Origin of the sequence: Paenibacillus dauci (assembly GCF_000971985.1) — a bacterium.
Classification (GTDB): Bacteria; Bacillota; Bacilli; order Paenibacillales; family Paenibacillaceae; genus Saccharibacillus; species Saccharibacillus dauci.
On the sequence record NZ_LAQQ01000001.1, the window covers coordinates 1,500,766 to 1,523,665 of the forward strand.

General features: G+C 51.5%; 1 protein-coding gene. It reads right to left on the reverse strand.

Translation table 11 applies throughout. The features are described 5' to 3' along the window. Positions 1–275: 275 nt before the first annotated feature. Complete coding sequence (locus tag WH46_RS13985) at positions 276–22,877, reverse strand: non-ribosomal peptide synthase/polyketide synthase (protein WP_046227099.1); 22,602 nt, start codon at positions 22,875–22,877, stop codon at positions 276–278. Positions 22,878–22,900: the final 23 nt, after the last annotated feature.

The following is a 22,900-nucleotide window of genomic DNA, read 5'->3' on the forward strand; positions in this document are numbered from 1 at the left end:
TATACAGCCAAACAGATACGAGCTTAATTAACAAAAATAAAAGCAACAGAGCCAGGGTATCTATATCCCTGGCTCTGTTGCTCTGTTGCTCTGTTGCTCTGTTGCTCTGTTGCTCTGTTGCTCTGTTGCTCTGTTGCTCTGTTGCTCTGTTGCTCTGTTGCTCTGTTGCTCTGTTGCTCTACCAGATTTTGTTGAAGCGGCAGCGTGAGGTCAAGCTTAAATTGGGCGATCCAGGATCGACTTGTGATCTGATCGAATCGATCCTGGATCGGATATCAAGATAAAATTGGCTTTTGCTGTCCTTCAAATATACCAGCTTCTATCAGGATACGGCGAATGACTGATGTATTCGGTCCAACGTATTCCGCATCCAGCAGTACATCATGGGTTCCCTGTACCGGATATTCTGCATACTGACCGGCTGTGGAACGTTGCCATTGCAGATGATCAGTAGGCTTCATACCACTGCAGTCGACTTCGGCAATCAATGCATGAATATTGGCCTGAATCTCGCCTGCATTGATCAGATCATTTCGGTAAGCGGAGTAGACCAGCATTTTATTGCGGACGGCTTCGCGATCATCCGGATTACCCAGGAATTCGCGGTATTGATCTGCTACGCTGTTCAGTACGGTATCAACGATATTCTCCATTTCTGCTGGAGTCATCTCGTCTTTGGCTGTTTTGCGCATCGAATCGACCATAATCACATCGCTCACGGCATAACCGCGTGCTTCCATCGCTCTGGCTACTTCAAAGGCAAGATTGCCTCCGAGCGAATACCCAAGGAACAAATACGGTCCTTCCGGCTGAATACCTGTAATGGTATCTACATACTGTTCCAGCATGTCTTCACCCTGCAGACGATCCCCGATAAATTCCAGACCGATTACTTCGGCATCCTGCTGCAGTTCTTTTGCCATTTCGTAATAACCCAGCGAGTAACCGACACGTGGCGGGAAGCAGAAGACTTTGCGGTCACTGCTGCTGTGGAAACGAATAATCTCCATCTCATCGGTACTAGGGCTTCCGGACGCAGTCTGATCGAGCTGCAACAGCAGATCTTTCAGTACCGGATGGGCAAATACGGTCTGCAGGCCGACTTCTACGTTCAGCTCGTGCTGAATACGCTGAATCAGTGTAAGCACTTTGAGAGAATGACCGCCCCGTTCAAAGAAGTTATCGTTCATGCCTACATGCTCTACACCAAGCACATCGCTCCAGATATCCGCCAGCTGCTGCTCCAGCGCAGTCGCTGGTGCTACATAGTCTGCCGACGATTGCAGCTGCTCTGGTGCAGGCAGCGCTTTACGGTCCAGCTTGCCGTTTACATTAAGTGGCATCTGATCCAGCTGGATAAATGCACTCGGAATCATGTAGGCAGGCAGTTCCTCTGCCAATGCCGAGCGCAGTTCAACCGTGCCAAGCGGCTGACTGGCGACAAAGTAAGCACATAGCTGTGCACTTCCACCAGCATCCTGCAGAGCCAGCACTACTGTTTCTTGTACAGCCGGAATACGCAGCAGCTGAGACTCTACCTCTCCGAGCTCAATACGATAACCGCGGATTTTGACCTGATGATCCATTCGTCCCAGATATTCGATATTACCATCCGGCAGCCATCTGGCCATATCACCGGTACGATAAATGCGTTCTTCCGGCTTGTACGGATGAGCAGTGAATTGGGCAGTGGTCAGCTCCGGTTTGTTCAGATAGCCTCTCGCCAGACCTTTCCCGCCAATGACCAGTTCGCCCGGTACGCCGACCGGTACAAGTCTTGCATGTTCATCGACAATCAGCACTTCCATATTGCCATATGGTTTGCCGACTGGTACAAGCGGCAATGCAGCCGTATCCGGTGTTGTTGTATAACGTGTTGCGTATACCGTCGCTTCTGTTGGTCCATAAATATTTTCCAGGCGGCTATATGGAGCCACTTTATAATATTCTCCAACCAGACGCGATGGCAGGATTTCACCACAGGCGAACAGGTATTTCAGACTGCTCATACTGTCACGTCCGCTGACTTTGAGCTGCTGTACCAGAATTTGCAGCATGGACGGTACCAGATTGAGATGCGTAATCCGATACTTGTCGATGGCTTCCAGCAGAGCAGCCGGATTCTTGTCATCGCCCGGCGGCAGAATAACCAGGGTGCCCGGACCGAAGAACCAGCTGAACAACTCCGGAATAGAGAAGTCAAACGTAATCGTCGTCTTCTGCAGGAATCGATCTCCCTGCTGCATCGGATACTCCGCCTGCAGCTGATCCAGCAGATTGACTGCCGAACGATGTTCAATCATAACGCCTTTTGGCTGGCCTGTTGACCCGGATGTATAGATGATATAGGCAAGATGTTCCGGTCCGGACAATGGCTCCAGATTAGATTCGTCAGCATCATAGTTGGCTTCATCCTCAATATCGACCAGCTGGATATAAGGCAGTGGAATCAGATTCTGCCAAGCGCTGCGTGTCAGCATCAGCTGTGCTCCCGAATCTTCCAGCATATACCGAATACGTTCTTCCGGGAATTCCGGATCGACCGGTACATAGGCACCGCCGGCTTTGAGGATAGCCTGGATACCAATCATCATCTCCAGGGAACGCTCCAGCATAATCGCTACCGGCTGATCCGGTGTGATTCCTCTGGCTCGCAGTGTACGCGCCAGTGCATTGGCTCTGCGATTCAGTTCATCATAGGTTAGCTGATGATTGCCGCTGATCAGTGCCGGTTGATCCGGTATGCGGGCTGCCTGCTCTTCCAGCACGCTGTACAAAGTACTCTCGCTACGGATAGGTGCGACCGTATCGTTCCACTGTTCCAGAATCATCGATTGCTCTGCTTCTGTCATCATATCCAGACGGTTCACCGGCTGATCCGGTTTGGCAGCCACTTCTTCCAGAATCTGTACCAGGTGAGCCTGAATCTGCTCAATACTCTCCTGGTCGTATACCGTACCGTTATAACGATACAGTACTTGCAGATTATGTCCCGGCATCACAATCAGGTTGAAGTCATAGTTGGTCTGCTCGAACATCTGTACATCGGTAATCTCAAAGCCCGATTTTCCGCCAACCTGACGCTCGTCCAGTTCTTCCTGAACCGGATAATTCTCGAATACCATAATATGCGAGATCAGCTCCTGCTTCTGATCGCTCTGTGCCTGCACTTCATATAATGGATAGAAGTCATAATCATGTCCCTGTACATAGAGCTGCTGCTGACGAGCCAGCAAATCGGCAAAGCTGTCTTCTTCCATCGCCTGGACACGAACCGGCACGGTATTGATAAAGAGACCGATCATACTTTCGATTCCCTGAATCTCGGCCGGACGTCCGGAGACGACACTGCCAAACACAACATCACGGCTGGCATTATACCGCTGCAGTACCAATCCCCACGCAGACTGCATCAGGATATTCATCGTCACCCGGTGGCGACGGGCCAGCTGTTCCAGACGTTCGGTCAGCACAGTACCCAGAGCAAATTCCATTTTCTCGGATTCGTACTGCTTGGCCTGACCCTGCAGGCGTGCCTGCGGAATCAGAGTCTGACGATCATAACCGGACAGATACTGTTTCCAGTAGGCAGATGCTTCCTCTTCCCCGCGTTCATTCAGCCACTGGATATAACGGCTGTAAGGTACGGTATCCGGCAGTTCCGGTGTACGACCTTCATGCAGCGCCGCATACGTATCGAATACCTCCTGGATCACGAGCGGCATACACCAACCATCCATAATAATATGATGGAAGCTCCACAGCAGCAGATTGCAATCATCTGCCGTCTGCATGACCGTTACGCGCAGCAGTGGGTCACGGGCCAGATCAAATCCTTTTTGCTTGTCCTTGGTCATCAGTGCATCAATCTGCAGCTGCTGTTCATGTCCGCTCCAACTGCGCAAATCTTCGTAGGCAATCCGGAAAGGACGATCCTTGAATACAACCTGCACCGGCACGTCATGATAACCGCTGTAGAAATTGGTACGCAGAATGGCGTGCCGCTGAATCATATGCTTGAAGCTGCGCTCAAAGTCGACAATATCGAAGCTGCCTTTCAACTCGAATCGTCCCTGCTCAAAGTAAACCTCCGAGCGCGAATCCAGCAGATTATGGAACAGCATCCCTTTTTGCATTGGCGTCAGGGAGTACATATTCTCCATATCGCCGATCGAAGCGGTCTGTGCTTCCAAAGCTTCGATCAGTTCCAGTGTTGCCTCTTGAAGCAGTACATCATGCGGTGTCAGCGATGTACGTTGTCTGGATACACAATGCTCGATAATCTGGCTGAAGCACTCATGCAGCAGTCCGGCCAGCCTTTCGATCGTTTCCTTGCGGAACTGGCGTTGATTGTAGCTGATCGTCAGTTTTAGTACATCATCCGCAATCAGACCGTTCATATTCAGTGCCTGATGCTGGATCATCTGTCCGCTGACTTCGCGTCCGGTCGGATAGCTGGACATTTGCAGTACTCCGTCCTCCTGACTATCGTCAAATTGTCCCAGATAGTTAAAGGCAATTTCCGGCTCGCGACGATGCGCCCATGTTCCGGCATCCGAAGACATGTATTTCAGAATGCCATAGCCTGCACCCTTGTTCGGGATACGACGCAGTCCTTCCTTGACCGTCTTGATCGCTGTTCCCGGCTCCAGGGTGGACATGTCCAGTACTACCGGATACTGGCTGGTGAACCAGCCTACGGTACGGCTGATATCCAGATCCGGCACCAGTTCTTCCCGTCCATGACCTTCCAGAATAATCGCTACCTGTTCCAGTCCGCTCCACTGACGTACCGCCATTCCCAGGGCGGTGAGCAGCAGATCATTGGCTTCCGTATTGTAGGCACGATAAGCTTTTTTGAGGAAATGGGCAGTGATCTCCCGGTTCCATTCGATCGTAACGGATTCGCTGTCTTGTACATGCAGCACCGAATGATGTTCATCTTTCGGCAGTTGAGCAAATTGATCCGGCAGTTGTGACCAGTAACGACGATCGATCTCTGCCTGCTCGCTGTCTGCATAACGGGCAATCTGATCTGCCCATGTACGATAGGCATCTGTTTTCTGTGGCAGCTTGATATCTTCGCCGCGGCAAGCCTGCTCATAGCCATTTTCCAGATCTTCCAGCAGGATGCGCCAGGAAATACCATCGACAACCAGATGATGAATCACGACCAACAAATGATCCCCGTCTTCACACTGGAACAGCGCCAGCTTCATCAGCGGTCCTTCGGTAATGGACAGACTCTCCTGAATACGCTGTGCATGTGTAGCTACGAGTGGTACCGGATTCGCCTCTGCAGTGAGATCCATAATATCCACTGTATGGAAAGGACCTTCCTGAATGCTGCGGTTCCATGCAGTCATTGAATCTTCCTCCATACGAATTACCGTACGCAGTGCGTCATGATGACTGGTAATTCGAACGATGGATTTTTCCAGTGCATAGGTATCCATTCGTCCCGGATGATAGAGCATGACTGACTGGTTGAAATGATGCAGATCCTGCTGCTGATGTTCGAACAACCACTGCTGTGCAGGTGTCAGTCTGACCTGTCCACTCACTTCGGATTGATCAATCTGATGACGAACCTGACCCAGCTGAGGAGCCAACTCGGCAATCGTCGGATACGTAAACAGGTTCTTGATCTCCAGCTTGTAGCCCAGGTTGAGCAGTCTGGAAGAAACCTGAATCGCCTTGATCGAATCGCCACCCAGTTCAAAGAAATGATCATGGATACCGACAGCGGCAGTACCTAGCGTGCTCTGCCATACTTCTGCGAGTGTCTGCTCTGCCTCGGTGCGCGGCGCCACATAGGCGCTACTGCTGGACAGTGTACTCAGATCCGGTTCCGGCAGTGCTTTGCGATCCAGCTTGCCATTTGGTGTCAGCGGCATCTGTTCCAGCTGTACAAAGTACGATGGAATCATATATGACGGCAGCTCACGAGCCAGCTGCTCACGCAGTTCACTGATCGTCCACTCGCGGTCTGCAACGAAGTAAGCACACAGCGAGGTCTGACCCGCCGGATCTTTCCAGGCGACAACAATCGATTCTTCAACTGCCGGCAGATCCAGCAGACGGGCTTCGATTTCGCCCAGCTCTATCCGGTAGCCCCGAATCTTGACCTGATGATCCATCCGTCCGAGATATTCAATCGCTCCGGATGGAAGCCTTCTGGCCAGGTCGCCTGCACGGTACATGCGTCTGCCCGGTACAAACGGATCGTCCATAAACCGCTCTGCAGTCAATTCCGGACGATTCAGATAACCCGGCGCTACGCCATCGCCACTGATATACATTTCTCCGGCTACACCTACCGGTACCAGCTGCATCTGTTCGTTTAGCAGATAAATATTGAAATTATCCGCCGGCAGTCCGATCGGTATCGACTCGCCCTGATCCGTAGCTGGATCGTAGCGGTGAATCATACAGCCGACCACCGTCTCTGTCGGACCATATTCGTTATAAATATCTACATCGCCATCGTAGAGATCATATATGGCATGAGCCAGCTGGGTATTCAGATTCTCCCCGCCGACGATAAACTTGCGGATACGGCACTGCTCCGGCAGCTGGATATCCTTGAAAATGCTCAGATGTGTCGGTGTTAATTTGAGAATATCGACTGCATTCTCCCGCACAATTTGCTGGATCACACCAATTTTGTCTGCCGCATCGTAGATCACAATCTGACCGCCGGTAATAAGCGGGGTGAAGATCGACGTATACGTCAGGTCAAAGGAAATCGATGAATACAGCGGGAAGCTCATGGTTGAGCCATTGCTATACATTTTTTGGGCCCACCAGATATAGTTGAGCAGACCTTTATGGGTAATCATGGTTCCTTTTGGCTTGCCCGTTGTACCGGAAGTATAGATCATGTAGATCAGATCTTGATGAACTACTTCTACATCTGGACGCTGTGCGTTATCGCTATAGCTTTCCGGTTGATCCACTTCCAGGGTCAGACCGTCAAAGGTTACCGTTCCATTCAGATGACGCTGGGTTAACAAAATCTGTACACCAGAATCCTGTAAAATATATTCGGTGCGATCCTGTGGATATTCCGGATCTATCGGAATAAATACTGCGCCCTGCTTCAATACCGCCAGAATCGATACAATCAGTTCCGGTGAACGATCCATCAGCAGACCAACTGTATCTCCTTTACCCAGTCCACGGGCTGCCAGATGATTGGACAGACGATTCGACTGCTCATCCAGCTCGCGGAAAGTCATACTCCGCTCGCCGCAGACAGCAGCCAAATCATCCGGTGAACGCTGTGCCTGTTCTTCGAACAGATGATGAATGCAGCGATCCTGCGGATAATCTGCGATCATGCCATGCCATGTTTCCAGCAGCATCTGCTGTTCAGCAGGCGTCACGAGGGCCAGTTGGTCTACCGGCATTTCCGGCTGATCCGTAATCTGCTGCAGCAGCTGCAACAAATGACCACGGGTGCGTGCGATAGTATCTTCCTGATAGACAGAAGCATTATAGCGTAGGCAAATCCGTATATCCTGTCCCGGAATAACGATCAGGTTAAAGTCGTAGTTGGTCTGTTCGAACATGCGGAAGTCCGTGACTTCCAGTGCATCCGCATCTTCACTGCCCGACTGCTCTACCTGCTCATCCAGCGGATAATTCTCAAAGATCATAATATGCGAAATCAGATCCTGCTTCTGCTCGGTATAATTCTGGATTTCGTACAATGGATACGTATCATAGGCACCACCGGCCAGCGACTGCTCCTGTACGCGACGCATAACGCCGGCAAAAGTATCATCCGTCTGAGATTGAACCCGAACTGGCACAGTGTTAATAAACAGACCCACCATATCCTCGATCCCCGGAATCTCGGCCGGACGACCGGATACGACGCCGCCAAATACGGCATCCCGGCTGCCATTGTACTGCTGCAGCATAATTCCCCATGCCGATTGCAGCAGGGTATTCACCGTTACCTGATGCTGTCTTGCAATCTGATCCAGACGCGCTGTCAGTTCATGACCCAGCTGAAGAGTCTGTTCTTCCAGCACATAGGCACCACCGGATTTTTTGGCTGTCTCCGGTAAAATGGTGTGTCCCTCGTGATCCGCCAGATAATGCTTCCAGTAGGAAGAAGCGGCATCCTGATCCATCCGGTTCAGCCATTCAATATACGTGCCATACTGCGGTGCAGGTGGCAACTGTGCCTGCTGATTCTGACACAGCGCTGTATAATGTGTGAAAATCTCGCCGGTCACAATCGGGATACACCAGCCATCCATAATAATATGATGGAAGCTCCACAGCACCCTGCAGCCATGATCCAGATGGAAAATTGTTGCTCGCATCAGCGGATCGGTATCCAAACGGAATCCGCGTGTCATATCCTGCTCTTCATACTTCTGCATCCGCTCTTGCTGTTGCTCGGAAGACAGGGAGCGCAGATCTACATAATCGACGGGCATCTCTCTGTGACGGAATACCACCTGCAGCGGCTCGTCATGAATATCACTGTAGAACCCGGTCCGCAAAATGGCATGCCGGCTCATCAGCGCCTGCAGGCTGCCTTTGAATGCTTCGATATTGACTTGTCCGCGCAGTTCAAAGCTTGCCTGTTCAAAATACGTAACACTGTCCGGCTCCATCAGACTATGGAACAGCATTCCTTTTTGCATCGGTGTCAGCTGATATACATCTTCCAGTTCACCTGTGGAAGCAGTACGTTCCAGCAGACGATCAAGCTGGGGAATCGTCAGTCCTTTGAATAACAGATCACTTGGTGTCAGCTTCGGCTGTTCCTGAACAGCACAGTGACGGATCACCATGGTCAGACGGGATTTCAGCATATCGGCCAGTTGGTGAATGCGTTCCGGCTCATACTGATTGCGGCTGTACATGATAGAGATCGACAGCTGTCCATCCGCGATCATGCCGTTCAGATCCAGTGCATAATGCAGTGGTGTCTGACCGCCCAGTGATTGGCCTACACTATATGGAGACATGCTCAGTGCATTGTTGTCCAGATCCTGGTCAAACTGTCCCAGATAGTTAAAGGATACTTCCGGTTCGGCAGCACCTGCTGTCAGTCCGGTACTGTTCATATATTTCAGAAGCCCATACCCAATGCCTTTTTCCGGGACGGCCCGCAAGGTTTCCTTGACCTGACGGATCAGCGGTGAGATATCGGAATGAACCGGGATATCCAGACGAACCGGATACTGGGTCGTGAACCAACCGACGGTACGGGTAATATCCATATCCGGCAGAATCATCTCGCGTCCATGACCTTCCAGGTTAATCAGTACCTGTTCGGTTCCTGCCCAGTCGCGCAGTGCCATACCCAGCGCAGTCAGCAGCAGATCATTGGTCTCAGTGTAATAGGCTCGGTTTGCCTGACGCAGCAGCAGTTCCGTATCCTCGGAAGACCAGGATACCTGTACCGATTCACTGTCAGCCACTGTCCCTGCTGCCACATCATGATCTTTTGGCAGTGGTGCAATATAGCTACCGCTGATCGAATTCCAATATTTCCGTTCCTGCTCCAGTGCAGAACCTGCTGCATATTCAGCCAGCTCATTTGCCCACAGACGATAGGAGTCGGTCTTCTGCGGTAGGGTAACCGGCTGTAAGGACAATGCCTGTTCATATCCTGCTGCGATATCTTCAAACAGAATTCGCCAGGAGACGCCATCGACCACCAGGTGATGTATAACAATCAGCAGATGATCGCCATCAGCTGTCTGGAATAGTGTCATTCGCACCAGCGGTCCATCCGCCAGATTGAAGCTTGCCTGTACACGATCCGCTTCGTGACGAATAACAGCTTCCGGATCTACAGCGGAGCGGATATTCATAATATCCAGCGTATACAGCTTGCCCTCCTCCGTGCTGCGATTCCATGCGGTATATCCATGTTCACCTTTGCGGAAAATCATACGCAGTGCATCATGATGCCTAACTACCGCATCCATCGTGCTGCGTAGTGCCTGCTCTTCAAAACGATCGGCACGATGCAGCATAATCGCATGGTTGTAATGATGCGGCTCTGCCAGATGACGCTCGAAGAACCAGTGCTGGATCGGCAGCAATTCGGTCGCTCCGATAATCTCGCCCTGTTCGGCGGTACGTCCTGCCTGCTGGAGATACGGACTCAGTTCGGCAATCGTCGGATATTTGAACAGGTCCTTGATCTCCAGCTTGTACCCAGCCTGGAACAGGCGGGAGGAAATCTGAATCGCTTTGATCGAATCTCCACCCAGATCGAAGAAATGATCATGAATACCAATCTGCTGCGATCCGAGAATACCCTGCCATACTTCGGCAAGTGCCTGCTCTGCCGGTGTACGCGGTGCTTCGTAGACAGCACCTGTCCATACCCCAGCTTCCGGTTGCGGCAGCGCACGGCGATCCAGCTTGCCGTTTGGTGTCAGTGGCATTTGTTCCATTTGCACAAAATAAGACGGAATCATATAGCCCGGTAGTTCGCTTGCCATCTCACTGCGCAGCGTGCTGGCAGTCAGCTGGATATCGGCTGTAAAGTAGGCAGCCAGCGATTTTTGTCCGGAAGCTTCGGTATGTGCGATCACGACCGCTTCCCGGATACCGTCTATTTGTAGCAATCTGGATTCCACTTCACCCAGCTCGATCCGGTAGCCACGGATTTTAACCTGATGGTCGATCCGGCCCAGATACTCGATACTGCCATCCGGCAGCCAGCGCGCCAGGTCACCGGAACGGTACATCCGCTCACCCGGTACAAAGGCATGCTCGATAAACTTCTCGGCAGTCGTCTCCGGACGATTCAGATAGCCGCGTGCCAGACCATCGCCGGTAATGTACATTTCCCCGGCAATACCGATTGGCTGCAGATGACGCTGTTCATTGAGAATATAAGCGCCGAGTGTTGGGATCGTTGTTCCGATATTACTGCGGCCAAGTGCAATCTCGGTCTCGGTAATTTCTTTGTACGTAACGTGAACCGTTGTCTCGGTAATACCATACATATTGATCAGCTGTACATGCGGATAACGGCTTCTCCATTCGCCGAGCAGTGCCGGGCTGAGTGCCTCTCCGCCGAAAATAATCATCCGCAGTCCCAGATGACTGCCCTCGTGACCCAGCTCTTCCTGCATCAGCTGGTAGAAATAAGTTGGTGTCTGATTGAGTACAGTCACCTGACGATCCTTGAGCAGCTGCAGGAATTGCGCCGGACTCTTGGCAGTCATCGCCGGTACAATTACCAGACAGCCACCGTACAGCAGCGCTCCGTACATTTCCCAGACCGAGAAGTCAAAGCAGCAGGAGTGGAACAGTGTCCATGTGTCTCCCGGTCCAAAGTCAAACAGATTGCGATCATTGAACAGCAGTCGTACTACATTGCGATGCTCGATCAATGTTCCTTTTGGCTTGCCTGTTGTACCGGATGTATAAATGACATAAGCCAGATCTTCCGGATGATTGTACGATTCGAGCGGTGCAGCGGATTCGCTGTACGATGCTGCATGATCCAGCTCAATCATCGTTCCAGTGAAATGGTCAAACTGCGAACGCAGCTCGCCGCGCAGCAGCAGAAGCTGACTGCCGGAATCCTCCAGCATAAACCGGATACGTTCCTCCGGATAATCGGCATCTACCGGTACGTAAGCTCCACCGGCTTTGAGAATAGCCAGCATACCGACGATCATTTCCAGTGAACGATCGGCGACAACAGCTACCAGATGATCACGCTGTACGCCCTGCTGACGTAATTTGCGTGCCAGTGCATTGGTGCGTTCATCCAATTCACGGTAAGTTAGGAACTGATCATCCAGTCGTACGGCTACTGCTTCCGGATGACGCGCCGCCTGCGCGGTGAACAGGCTGTGGATACTTGCTTCCCTTGGATAATCTGCAGGTAACCCTGCTGATTGCAGCATTAATGCCGCTTTCTCCTGCGGTGTAACCATATCCAGCTCGGCCAGTGGAGCTGCCGGATGCTGTACCGCCGACTGGATCAGCTGTACGAAATGACCAGCCATGCGCTCGATTGTCTCCTGTTTGTACAGGGAAGTTGCATATTCCAGTGTGCATTCCAGTGCATCATCCAGCTCAGTGACGGTGAGTGTCAGATCAAACTTGGCTGCCGGATGGGACAGCTCGTATGGTGTAAACTGCAAGCCCTGAATCGTACGCTCGGTCTGCTCCATATTTTGCAGAACAAACATCGTATCAAACAGTGCATTCCGGCTCAGGTCACGCGGAATATTCAGCTTCTCTACCAGTTCTTCAAATGGATATTCCTGATGGTCAAAAGCCTGCAGCGCAATATCTCTTACTTCCTGCACATACTCTTCGAAACTCTTCTCGCCCGCTGGATATGTACGCAGTGGCAGCGTACCAACGAACATTCCGATCATTTCCTGCAGGCTATCGTACGGTCTGCCAGCTACCGGCGAACCCACTACGATATCTTCCTGACCGGTATATTTGTGCAGCATGGTCTTGTAGGCTGCCAGCAGTACCATGAACAGCGTGGAGCCTGTACGTGCTGCCAGTTCATGCAGCGATTTGCTCAGTTCCGAATCCATACGGAAAGAAATCGTATGACCGGCAAAGTCACGCACCGCCGGTCGCACTTCATCTGTCGGCAGATCGAGCACCGGCAGACTGCCGCGGAATGTCTCCAGCCAGTAGGCTTCCTGCTGACGCATGGCCTCACTGCGGATATGTTCCTGCTGCCAGACGGCATAGTCTACATACTGAATCGATAACGGCTCAGGTTGTTCACCATGATAGTAACGAACTACTTCTTCGATCAGAATATTCATGGACACACCATCGGAAATGATATGGTGCATATCGAACAACAGCAGATGACGCTCTTCTGCCAGCTGAATCAGACCCACACGCAGCAGCGGAGCCTGTGCCAGATCAAACGGACGTACAAACCGGCTGATTGCCTGCTCTGCCTGCTCCTCAGTTGCCACCTCATGATGGATAGCAAACGGAACCTGCTCCAGAATCTGTTGTACCGGCTCACCCTCTACCGTGATAAAAGTGGTACGCAGAGCAGCATGGCGCTGAATCAGATCACGGAATGCTTCCTCCAGACGAGTCGAATCCAGTGGACCATCCACCTGCATCACACCCGGCATATTGTAGCTGACTTTGCCATTCTCCATTTGTCCGAGAATAAACAATCTCTTCTGTGCCGAGGATAATGGATAGTATTCCCGCACTTCCGCAGCTGTAATATCTGTAGTGATCTGTTCATTCTGATCTTCTGCCTGGCTATCCAGTAGCTGTGCCAGTTCGGTGATCGTCGGTGCTTCGAAAACTTCGCGCAGCTTGATCTCACGATTCAATTCTTTGCGGATGCGTGAGGCCATCAGAGCTACGCGCAGCGAGTGACCGCCAAGATCAAAGAAATTATCCGTCACACTAATGTTGTCTACCCCAAGAATATCCTGCCAGATCGCTGCCAGTGTCAGCTCAGTCGCTGTACGTGGTGCCTGGAATACCGTATCTGCCTGCGATACCGATCCAGCCAGTTCCAGATCTGTCAGACGGCCCATATATTCAATCGTTCCATCCGGCAGCAGACGGGCAAGTTCACCGGTATGATACACCTGCTCTCCATCACGCAGCGGATGACTGGAAGATGTCATCATTCCGATCTGCTGATTGATTACAGTATCACTCAGGGATCCAACAGCCATGCACAGTTCACCCATAATGCCTACCGGCTGATGATGCAGCTGACGATCTACAATCACAATCTCATACGCTTGCTCCTGTTCGGCATTCTGCTCCAATTCGGCCAGACGGGACAGGATCGATTCCTGCGGATAGGTTGCAACCAGTTTCCAGGCAGGCAGTTGATAACGTTCTGTATCAATCAGTGTCAGCTCATCGACAGCAATCTGCGGTTGGCTCGCTACCTGCTCCAGCAGACAGACTACATGCTGCTGAATCCGCTCGATATCGTGGGTGCTGTATACAGCCGCATTGTACTGGAACATCAGCTGCATATCACGTCCGGGCAGTACGACCAGGTTGAAGTCATAGTTGGTCTGCTCTTGTAGTTCCGCATCTTTGATCTCAAAGGAAGACGCTTCGCCACCAGCCTGCTCCATCTCCTGCTCGACCGGATAATTCTCAAATACCAGAATATGCGATACCAGTTCCTGCTTCTGTGAAGTAGCTGCCTGAATCTCGAACAATGGGTGTGTGCTGTACGGCTGGGCATCCACGTACTGCTCCTGCTGCTGCTTCATCAGCTGCGGGAATGTCATGCCTGGTGCCGTCTGCACACGAACCGGAATCGTATTGATGAACAATCCGATCATCTGCTCTACCCCGTGAATTTCGGCAGGGCGGCCTGATACGACTGTACCGTATACAACATCATCGGTATGATTGTAACGCTGCAGAGCTACGCCCCATACCGACTGCATCAGAATATTCATAGTCACGCCATGCTCGCGAGCTACTTGCTCCAGCTGTGCAGTTAACGACTCACCAGCACTGTACTTCATCTGTTCGGCAATATAGCTGGTTCCCGCGTCAGATGCTTGTGCTGTCGCAGACGATGTGGATTCTGTTCCTGTAGATGTTTGCACTGCTGCATCTGCAATCGCTGGCAGTGTTGTCAGAGAACGATATCCTTCCAGATAACGGCTCCAGTAACCCGCCGCTTCCTCATGATCCTGTTGCTCCAACCATTGAATATACTCGCTGTATGGCGGTGCATCATGGAGTTCCGGTTCTTTTCCTTCTATATAAGCAAAGTAATAATCAAACACTTCGCGCGTGATCAGCGGAATGCACCAGCCATCCATAATAATATGGTGGAAGCTCCAGATCAGCCGGAAGCTTTCTTCGCCTGTACGCAGAACAGAGATACGCAGCAGACTGCCTTCGGCAAGGTCAAATCCGCGTGCTTTGTCCCGGTTGGCAAAAGTCTGCATATATTCTGTTTGTGCCTCTTCATCCATTCCCCGCAGATCTTCGTAGATCTGCTCGGCAGGACGATCACGGAATACGGTCTGCAGCGGTTCGCTGCCCCATCCGGTATGGAAATTAGTCCGCAGAATATCATGACGGCTCACCAGCAGATTCAGACTACGGCCAAATACTTCTGGTTGGAAGCTGCCGTTCACATCAAAGGCAGCCTGTTCGAAGTAAGCTCCATCTTCCGGCTCCAGCAGATGATGGAACAGCATCCCTTTTTGCATAGGCGTCAGATTATAGATGTTCTGGATCTCCCCGATGTGACGGGTATGCTGTACCAGTTCTTCCAGTTCCTCATTGGAAATGCCTTTGGCCATAATATCGCTCAGTGTCAGCTCGCGATATTCCTGGGTGAGACAATGCTGCAGAACGTCGCGCAGACTATTTTCCAATTGATCTGCCAGCTGACGGATGGTAGAAGACTCATACTGGTCACCATGATACGTAATGGTCAGTTCCAGTTGTCCATCAACTACTGCTCCATTCAGATCCAGCTTGTATTCCAGCTGATCCTGCAAGCTTTGTGCTTCACCAGTAGAATATGGTGACAATGCCAGTCCATTACTGCTTAGATCCTGATCGAATTGACCAAGATAGTTAAAGGAAATCTCCGGCATCAGTGGCTGATAATCGGCTGGCAGCTGATCATCCATCCGGGTCAGCAGTCCGTAGCCGATGCCTTTGCCTGGAATACGGCGTAGTCCTTCCTTGATTCCTTTGATCCAGTCGGCTGTTGTACCTGCACCCGCATGCTGCAGCAGGAAAGGATACTGGGTTGTAAACCAGCCGACTGTACGCGTAATATCCATATCCGGGATAATTTGCTCACGTCCGTGTCCTTCCAGATTCACGAGGAAGCGATTCTGTCCGGACCAGTTGTTCAGGGCGATACCGAGAGCAGCGAGCAGCAGATCATTGGTCTCGGTCTGATAGGCATAATGCGCCTGACGAAGCAGCTGATCGGTCTCTTCTGCATTCCAGCGGATCGTCTCGGATTGACTGCCGCTGCGTTCCAGCGACTGTGGCTGGTGATCGGCAGGCAGAGTCGCTATTTGCTCCGTCTGCAGGGAAAGCCAGTAATTCCGATGTGTACTCATCTGCGGACTGCGGACATACTCGGTCAGCGCCTGACTCCATTCACGGAATGAATGAGTTTTCAGAGGCAGTTGTACTTGTTGTCCCTGTGCTGCCTGCTCATAGGCTGCAGCCAGATCTTCCAGCAAAATCCGCCAGGATACACCATCCACGACCAGGTGATGAATAGCAATCAGCAGATGATCGCCATCATCACAGCGCATAATTGCCAGCTTCACCAGCGGTCCTTCAGACAGATTCATATCCGACTGAATATCGGTAGCCAGATGCTCGATCTGATCGGCAGACTGCTGCTGTCCACGCAGATCATGAACAACCAGACTATACAATTGCTCTGCATCGGAAGCGCGATTCCATGCGGTATAATTTTCTGCACCGGCAGTAAATACTGCACGCAGTACATCATGATGAGCCACCAGTGCAGCAGCAGCCTGTTCCAGCAAGGATTCGTCAAAACCTTCGGCACGATACAGCATGACGGCCTGGTTAAAGTGCTGCGGTTCCTGCAGATTTCGCCCGAAGAACCAACGTTGTACCGGAGTGAGTATCATCTCGCCTTCCACCGTACTCTGATCAATATGCTGTATTGCCGATTGTAGCAGTGGAGCCAGTTGGGCAATCGTCGAATATTTGAACAGCTGCTTCATTTCCATCCGGTAGCCGGCTTGAAGCAGACGGGAAGATACCTGGATCGCTTTGATCGAGTCGCCGCCGAGTTCAAAGAAATGATCATGCACGCCCACCGGACCGCTTCCCAGCACTTCCTGCCACACACGGGCCAGTGCCTGTTCGGCCGGAGTCTGCGGTGCTGTATAGGTACGTCCGCTCTGCTGCACTCCGGTTTGCGGTGCAGGCAAGGCGCGACGATCCACTTTACCATTGACGGTCAGCGGAATTCGGTCTACCTGGACAAAGTAGGACGGAATCAGATATCCCGGCAACTGCTGACTGAGCAGATGACGGACATCTGCAGGTGAGCATTCGCTGTCAGCGGCATAATAGGCACAAAGCTGCTTTTGTCCATTTTCGTCCAGATGCACGATAACCGCTGTTTCATGGATGGCATCCAGCTTAAGAATCTGTGCTTCAATCTCCGGCAATTCGATCCGGTAGCCGCGAATTTTGACCTGTTCGTCAATCCGCCCTTTGTATTCGATTGTACCGTCCGGCAGCCAGCGCGCCATATCGCCGGTGCGATAGCAGATTTCGCCGGGACGAATAATGTCCTGAAGGAATTTGTCTGCTGTCATTTCTGGCTGATTCAGATAGCCGCGTCCTACGCCATCTCCACCGACCAGCAGTTCTCCCCATGTGCCTACCGGCTGCAGGTGGAACCCTTTGTCCACCACATAGGCAGTAGAGTTGTGAATCGGGCGTCCGATTGGCACACTGCCATGAATTGGGCCTGTGATGCGATGTGTTGTAGAGAAAGTTGTATTCTCGGTCGGACCATAGCCATTAACAATTGTCAGCTGCGGATGATTGGCAAGTGTACGATTCACATGCGGTACAGACAATACATCGCCACCGACGATGAGTGTATGTACACCTGTGAACAGCTGATCATCCTGCTGGGTCAGCTGATTGAACAGTGGTGAAGTCAGCCACATGGTATTAATTTCCCATGAACGGATCGCTTCCTTGAGCTGTTCGGCGACGAGAATCACATCGTTATCAGCCAGATAGAGTCGTCCGCCGTTAAGCAGTGCTCCCCAGATCTCAAAGGTCGAAGCGTCAAAGGAAACCGATCCGGTCTGCAGAATCCGCGTTGATGCATCGAGTTGAACATAATCGGTATTTTTTACCAGACGAACTACATTGCGGTGTTCGATCATAACACCTTTGGGACGACCGGTTGTACCTGATGTGTACATCAGGTAGGCAAGTGATCCGGCGTGTCCTGCAGACTGCGGGAGGGAATGACCATCCGTATAGGCATGTTTGTCATTCAGATTCAGTACCGTAACACCAAAATCTCCCTGGGCCATTTCCCAATCCTGAACAAGCATCAATTTGACGCCGCCATCGCCGAGCATATACTGTACGCGATCTTCCGGATATTCCGGATCGACTGGTACATAGGCACCTCCTGCACGCAGAATACCGAGCAGAGCCACGACCATTTCCATACTGCGGGTACTCATGACCGCTACCGGTTCTTCCGGCTGCATTCCCTGAGCTAGCAAAGTACGGGCCAGAGCAGCAGAGCGCTGTTCCAGTTCATAATAGGTCATTCTACGGTCTCCGTTGACCAGTGCAATCTGATCCGGTGTACGCTTAACCTGCTCCACGAACAGTTCATGAATCGTACTGTTATGCGGGTAAGGAACCTGCGTATCATTGAATTGCTCCAGAATCTGCTGCTTCTCTGCCGGTGTAATGATTTCAATCTCATTCAGTGTGATCGAAGGATTGGCACTGATGGACTCCATCACTTTCAGGAAATGGGCAGCCAAACGTTCGATACTTTCGCGGCGATACAGTGAAGTTGCATACTCCAGGCTAAAAGCAAGTCCATCCGCTTCCTCTGCTGCATTGAGCGACAGATCGAATTTGGCAATATGGGCCTCCTGCGGATATGGCGTAAAGCGCAGATCGCCCATTCCCCGTTCGCTGCGATCCATATTTTGCAGAACGAATAGGGTATCAAAAACCGGGTTACGACTGGAATCACGATCCAGCTGTAGACGATCCACAAGCAGATCAAATGGATATTCCTGATGGTCAAAAGCGTGCAGTACGGTCTCGCGCACTTCTGCGAGATAATCACGGAAAGTAACAGTGCCTTCCGGACGTACACGCATTGCCAGCGTATTAACGAACATACCGATGGTGCCTTCCAGCTCGGCCTGCGGACGACCCGCTACCGGAGAACCGATAACCAGATCATTTTGCCCGGTATATTTGTGCAACAGTACGGAATACGCAGCCAGCAGCACCATATACAGCGTAGTTCCTGTCTCACGGGTCAACTGCTGGATCGCTTCACTCTCCTGCAATCCTACGGCAAAGTCGATCCGGTTACCGGCAAAATGCCGCACCGCCGGACGGACATAATCCGTTGGCAGATCCAGAGCCGGAATCTCTTCTTCAAAAACGCGCAGCCATGCGGCTTCCATTTCCTTCATCCGGTCCTGCTCCAGCTGTTCGCGCTGCCATACCGCATAATCCTTGTACTGGATATGCAGTTCAGGCAGTGTCTCGCCTTCATACAGCGCCGACAGTTCTTCAGTCAGAATCGCAATCGAGATCCCGTCGGATACGATATGATGCATATCGAATAGCAGCAGATGACGCTCTGCACCCAGCGATACCAGACCAGCACGCAGCAGCGGAGCCTGGTTCAGATCAAATGCACGTACATACTGTTCAATGACCTGACCGAGCTGCTTCTCATCCGCTTCAATATGATCAAGAGCGAACGCTACCTGTTCATGGATCTGCTGCACCGGTTCTCCATTTTGTAAATGAAAGCTGGTACGCAGGGATTCATGACGACGGATCAATGTACGGAAAGCAGCTTCCAGCTGTTCTGTATTCAGCGCTCCCTCAATCATAAAGGCACCCGGCATATTGTAGCTGGTCTCGCCGCCTTCCAGCTGACTCAGCACATACAGCCGCTTCTGCGCCGAGGATACCGGATAGTAATCCTTCTTCGCTGCCGGAGCAATCGATTCGTACAGCACCGGAATCTGGCTTTGCAGCAGCAGGGACATATTCTCAAGCGTCGGTGCCTGGAAAATATCTCGCAGCGAAATCGTGCAGCCGAATTCCTGCTGAATCCGCGAAGACAGCTGTGCAGCTCGTAGGGAATGTCCACCTGCTTCAAAGAAATTATCCAGCATACCTACACGCTGCACACCGAGTATATCCTGCCATAATGCAGCAAGTGCCATAGCTTCCGGCGTATTCGGAGCCACATATTCTACAGCAGATTGCACACCGGTCACCGGTTCAGGCAGTGCGCGACGATCCAGCTTGCCGTTCGATGTGAGCGGCATACGATCCAGCTGGATAAAGTAGGACGGCACCATATAAGCCGGCATCGCTGCAGTCAGCTGCTGACGAAGCTCTGCCGCAGGCAGTTCTGCGGAGGCGGTGTAATACGCACAGAGCAGATCCTGTCCCTGCTCATCCGGACGTGCCAGTACAATGGTCTCCAGTACAGACGGAATACGCAGAATCTGCGCTTCCACTTCACCCAGTTCGATCCGGTAGCCACGAATTTTGACCTGATGGTCAATCCGTCCCAGATACTCCAGATTGCCGTCCGGCAGCCAACGCGCCAGATCGCCGGTACGATACATGCGCTCACCCGGCTGGAAAGGATGCTCGATAAACTTCTCGGCAGTGGTCTCTGGACGATTCAGATATCCCCGTGCCAGACCATCTCCGGCAATGTGCAGTTCGCCCGGAATACCTACCGGCTGCAGACGACGCTGTTCATCCAGAATATAGGCGCTGAGCGTCGGAATCGTGACACCGATATTGCTTTTGCCTGCAGCAATCTCGGCTGCTCCGATTTCCTTGTACGTGACATGGACCGTTGTCTCGGTGATACCGTACATATTGATCAGCTGGGTACGCGGATAGCGATCATGCCAGTCTTTGAGCAAATAAGGACTAAGGGCTTCACCGCCGAAAATAATTTTGCGAAGGTTCAGTTCACTGCCTGTATGTGCAAGCTCCGCCTGCATTAATTGATAAAAATAGGTCGGTGTCTGATTGAGAATGGTCACGCCGTCCTGCTTGAGCAGCTGCAGGAACGATTCGGGACTTTTGGCAACCATCGATGGGACAATGATCAGCTTGCCGCCATACAGTAGCGCCCCGTACATTTCCCAGACCGAGAAGTCAAAACAGAACGAGTGGAACATCGTCCATACATCACGATCATCAAAGTCAAAACGGTTCCGATCATTAAACAGCAGTCGAACAACGTTTTTGTGTTCGATCAGTGTGCCTTTGGGCTTGCCGGTGGTGCCTGATGTATAGATGACATATGCCAGATTGCGCGGTCCCGATACATGCGGCAGATTGACGGTCTCCCCCTCAGCCGCCGCTTCGCGGATATTGATCCAGATCCCGTCAAACGGAATCTGTTCCTGCAGATGTACCTGACTCAGCACCACTTCCACACCGGAATCTTCCAGAATATAGCGAATGCGCTCTTCCGGGTATTCCGGGTCGACCGGCACATAGGCACCGCCGGCTTTGAGTACAGCCAGCATACCGACGACCATATCCAGCGAGCGTTCCGCGATCACACCTACCAGAGAATCCGCACCGATTCCACGAGCGCGCAGCTGATGAGATACACGATTCGCCTGCTCATTCAGCTGCTGATATGTAAGAGATTGTTCATCCATTTGTACAGCGATATGCTGCGGTGTGCGCTGCACCTGCTGTTCGAACAGACCATGAATATTCTGCTCCCGTGGATAATCCGCTTCAGCCATTTGGGAAAAGGACAGTACCTGCTGTTTCTCTACTTCACTCAGCAGGGATACATTCCCGATAGTCATCTCCGGATAGCGTACAATCTGTGCGGTGATCATGCCCAGATGATCGACCATATTGGCAATTTCCGCATGATCGAACAGCTCTTTGCGATAATCGACATGCAGCATCATCCGGTCCTCATCCAGCATCTCCGTAATATGCAGCACCAGATCATTGATCTCGTCTCCACAGAAGTCATAATCCGTCAAAATACGGATTCCTTCTAGATCAACCCAGCTGATCGGACGGTATTCCATCGATACACCGAATAACCGCTGCAGATCATTATGGTGATGCGCATCCCGCAAATCCTGAATAAGCTGATTATATGGATACTGTTGGTGCCGCAGTACCGACATTTGTCCCCGGGCAACCCCTTTGACAAAATCAAGCAGCTGGATATCCTTGTCTACAAGTGCCCGCTCGGCAATCGTGCTGACAAACATCCCCATCGTCTGCTTTTCTTTTTTGGTACGACGGTTGGCCAGGGACGTACCAATCACAATATCCTGTTGATTGGTCATTTTGTGCATATAGACGTACATGGAACTCATGAACAGCTGGAACAGCGAGATCCGGTTTTCCCGGCAAAAGGCATGAATCTCGTCCTTGAGATAACCCGGTACTTCAAAATGTTCCCGCACTGCCGCCGTGCTAACTGTCATCGGGTTATACGATTTCCAGCCGGTCACTTCGGGAATATCGGCGAATTTATCCATCCAGTAAGCGCGATCTTTGGCATATTTCTCGGACTCTACATATTCTTCCTCGGCTGTCAGATAATCGATATAGGAACAGTCTTCCGGGATCACCGGCTCTTTGCCCTGCATCAGCTCGATATAATAATCGGTAAACTGATTACCGAACAGCACCATCGAGATTCCGTCGGAAATGATATGATGAACCTTGATATTCAGCCAGTATTCCTCTTCACTGATCCGTACGAACAGGAAGCGGAACATACAGGAATCCATTACCGGCAGCGGCTGGCGTTTCTGCTCTTCCAGCCAGGCTTCCAGATGTTCCATGCTGTCAAAGTCTTCAAGACTTACGCATTCGAACTGCTGTTCTTCATAAGGAACCACGTATTGGCGCGGTTCCCCTTCCACGGTAGTAATGCGCAGGCGAAAAGCATCATACTGACGAATAACCAGATTGATTGCTTTCATAAAAGTAGGCAGATTCAGTTTCCCTGTCATTCGGATCGTCGCAGAGAGCTGGGATGCGGAAGTGCCTGGATACAGCAGTTCTGTATACCATATCCGTTGTTGGGCATTCGTTAAGGAATATAGCTGCATTTCTGTTAACTCCCTTTCTATGA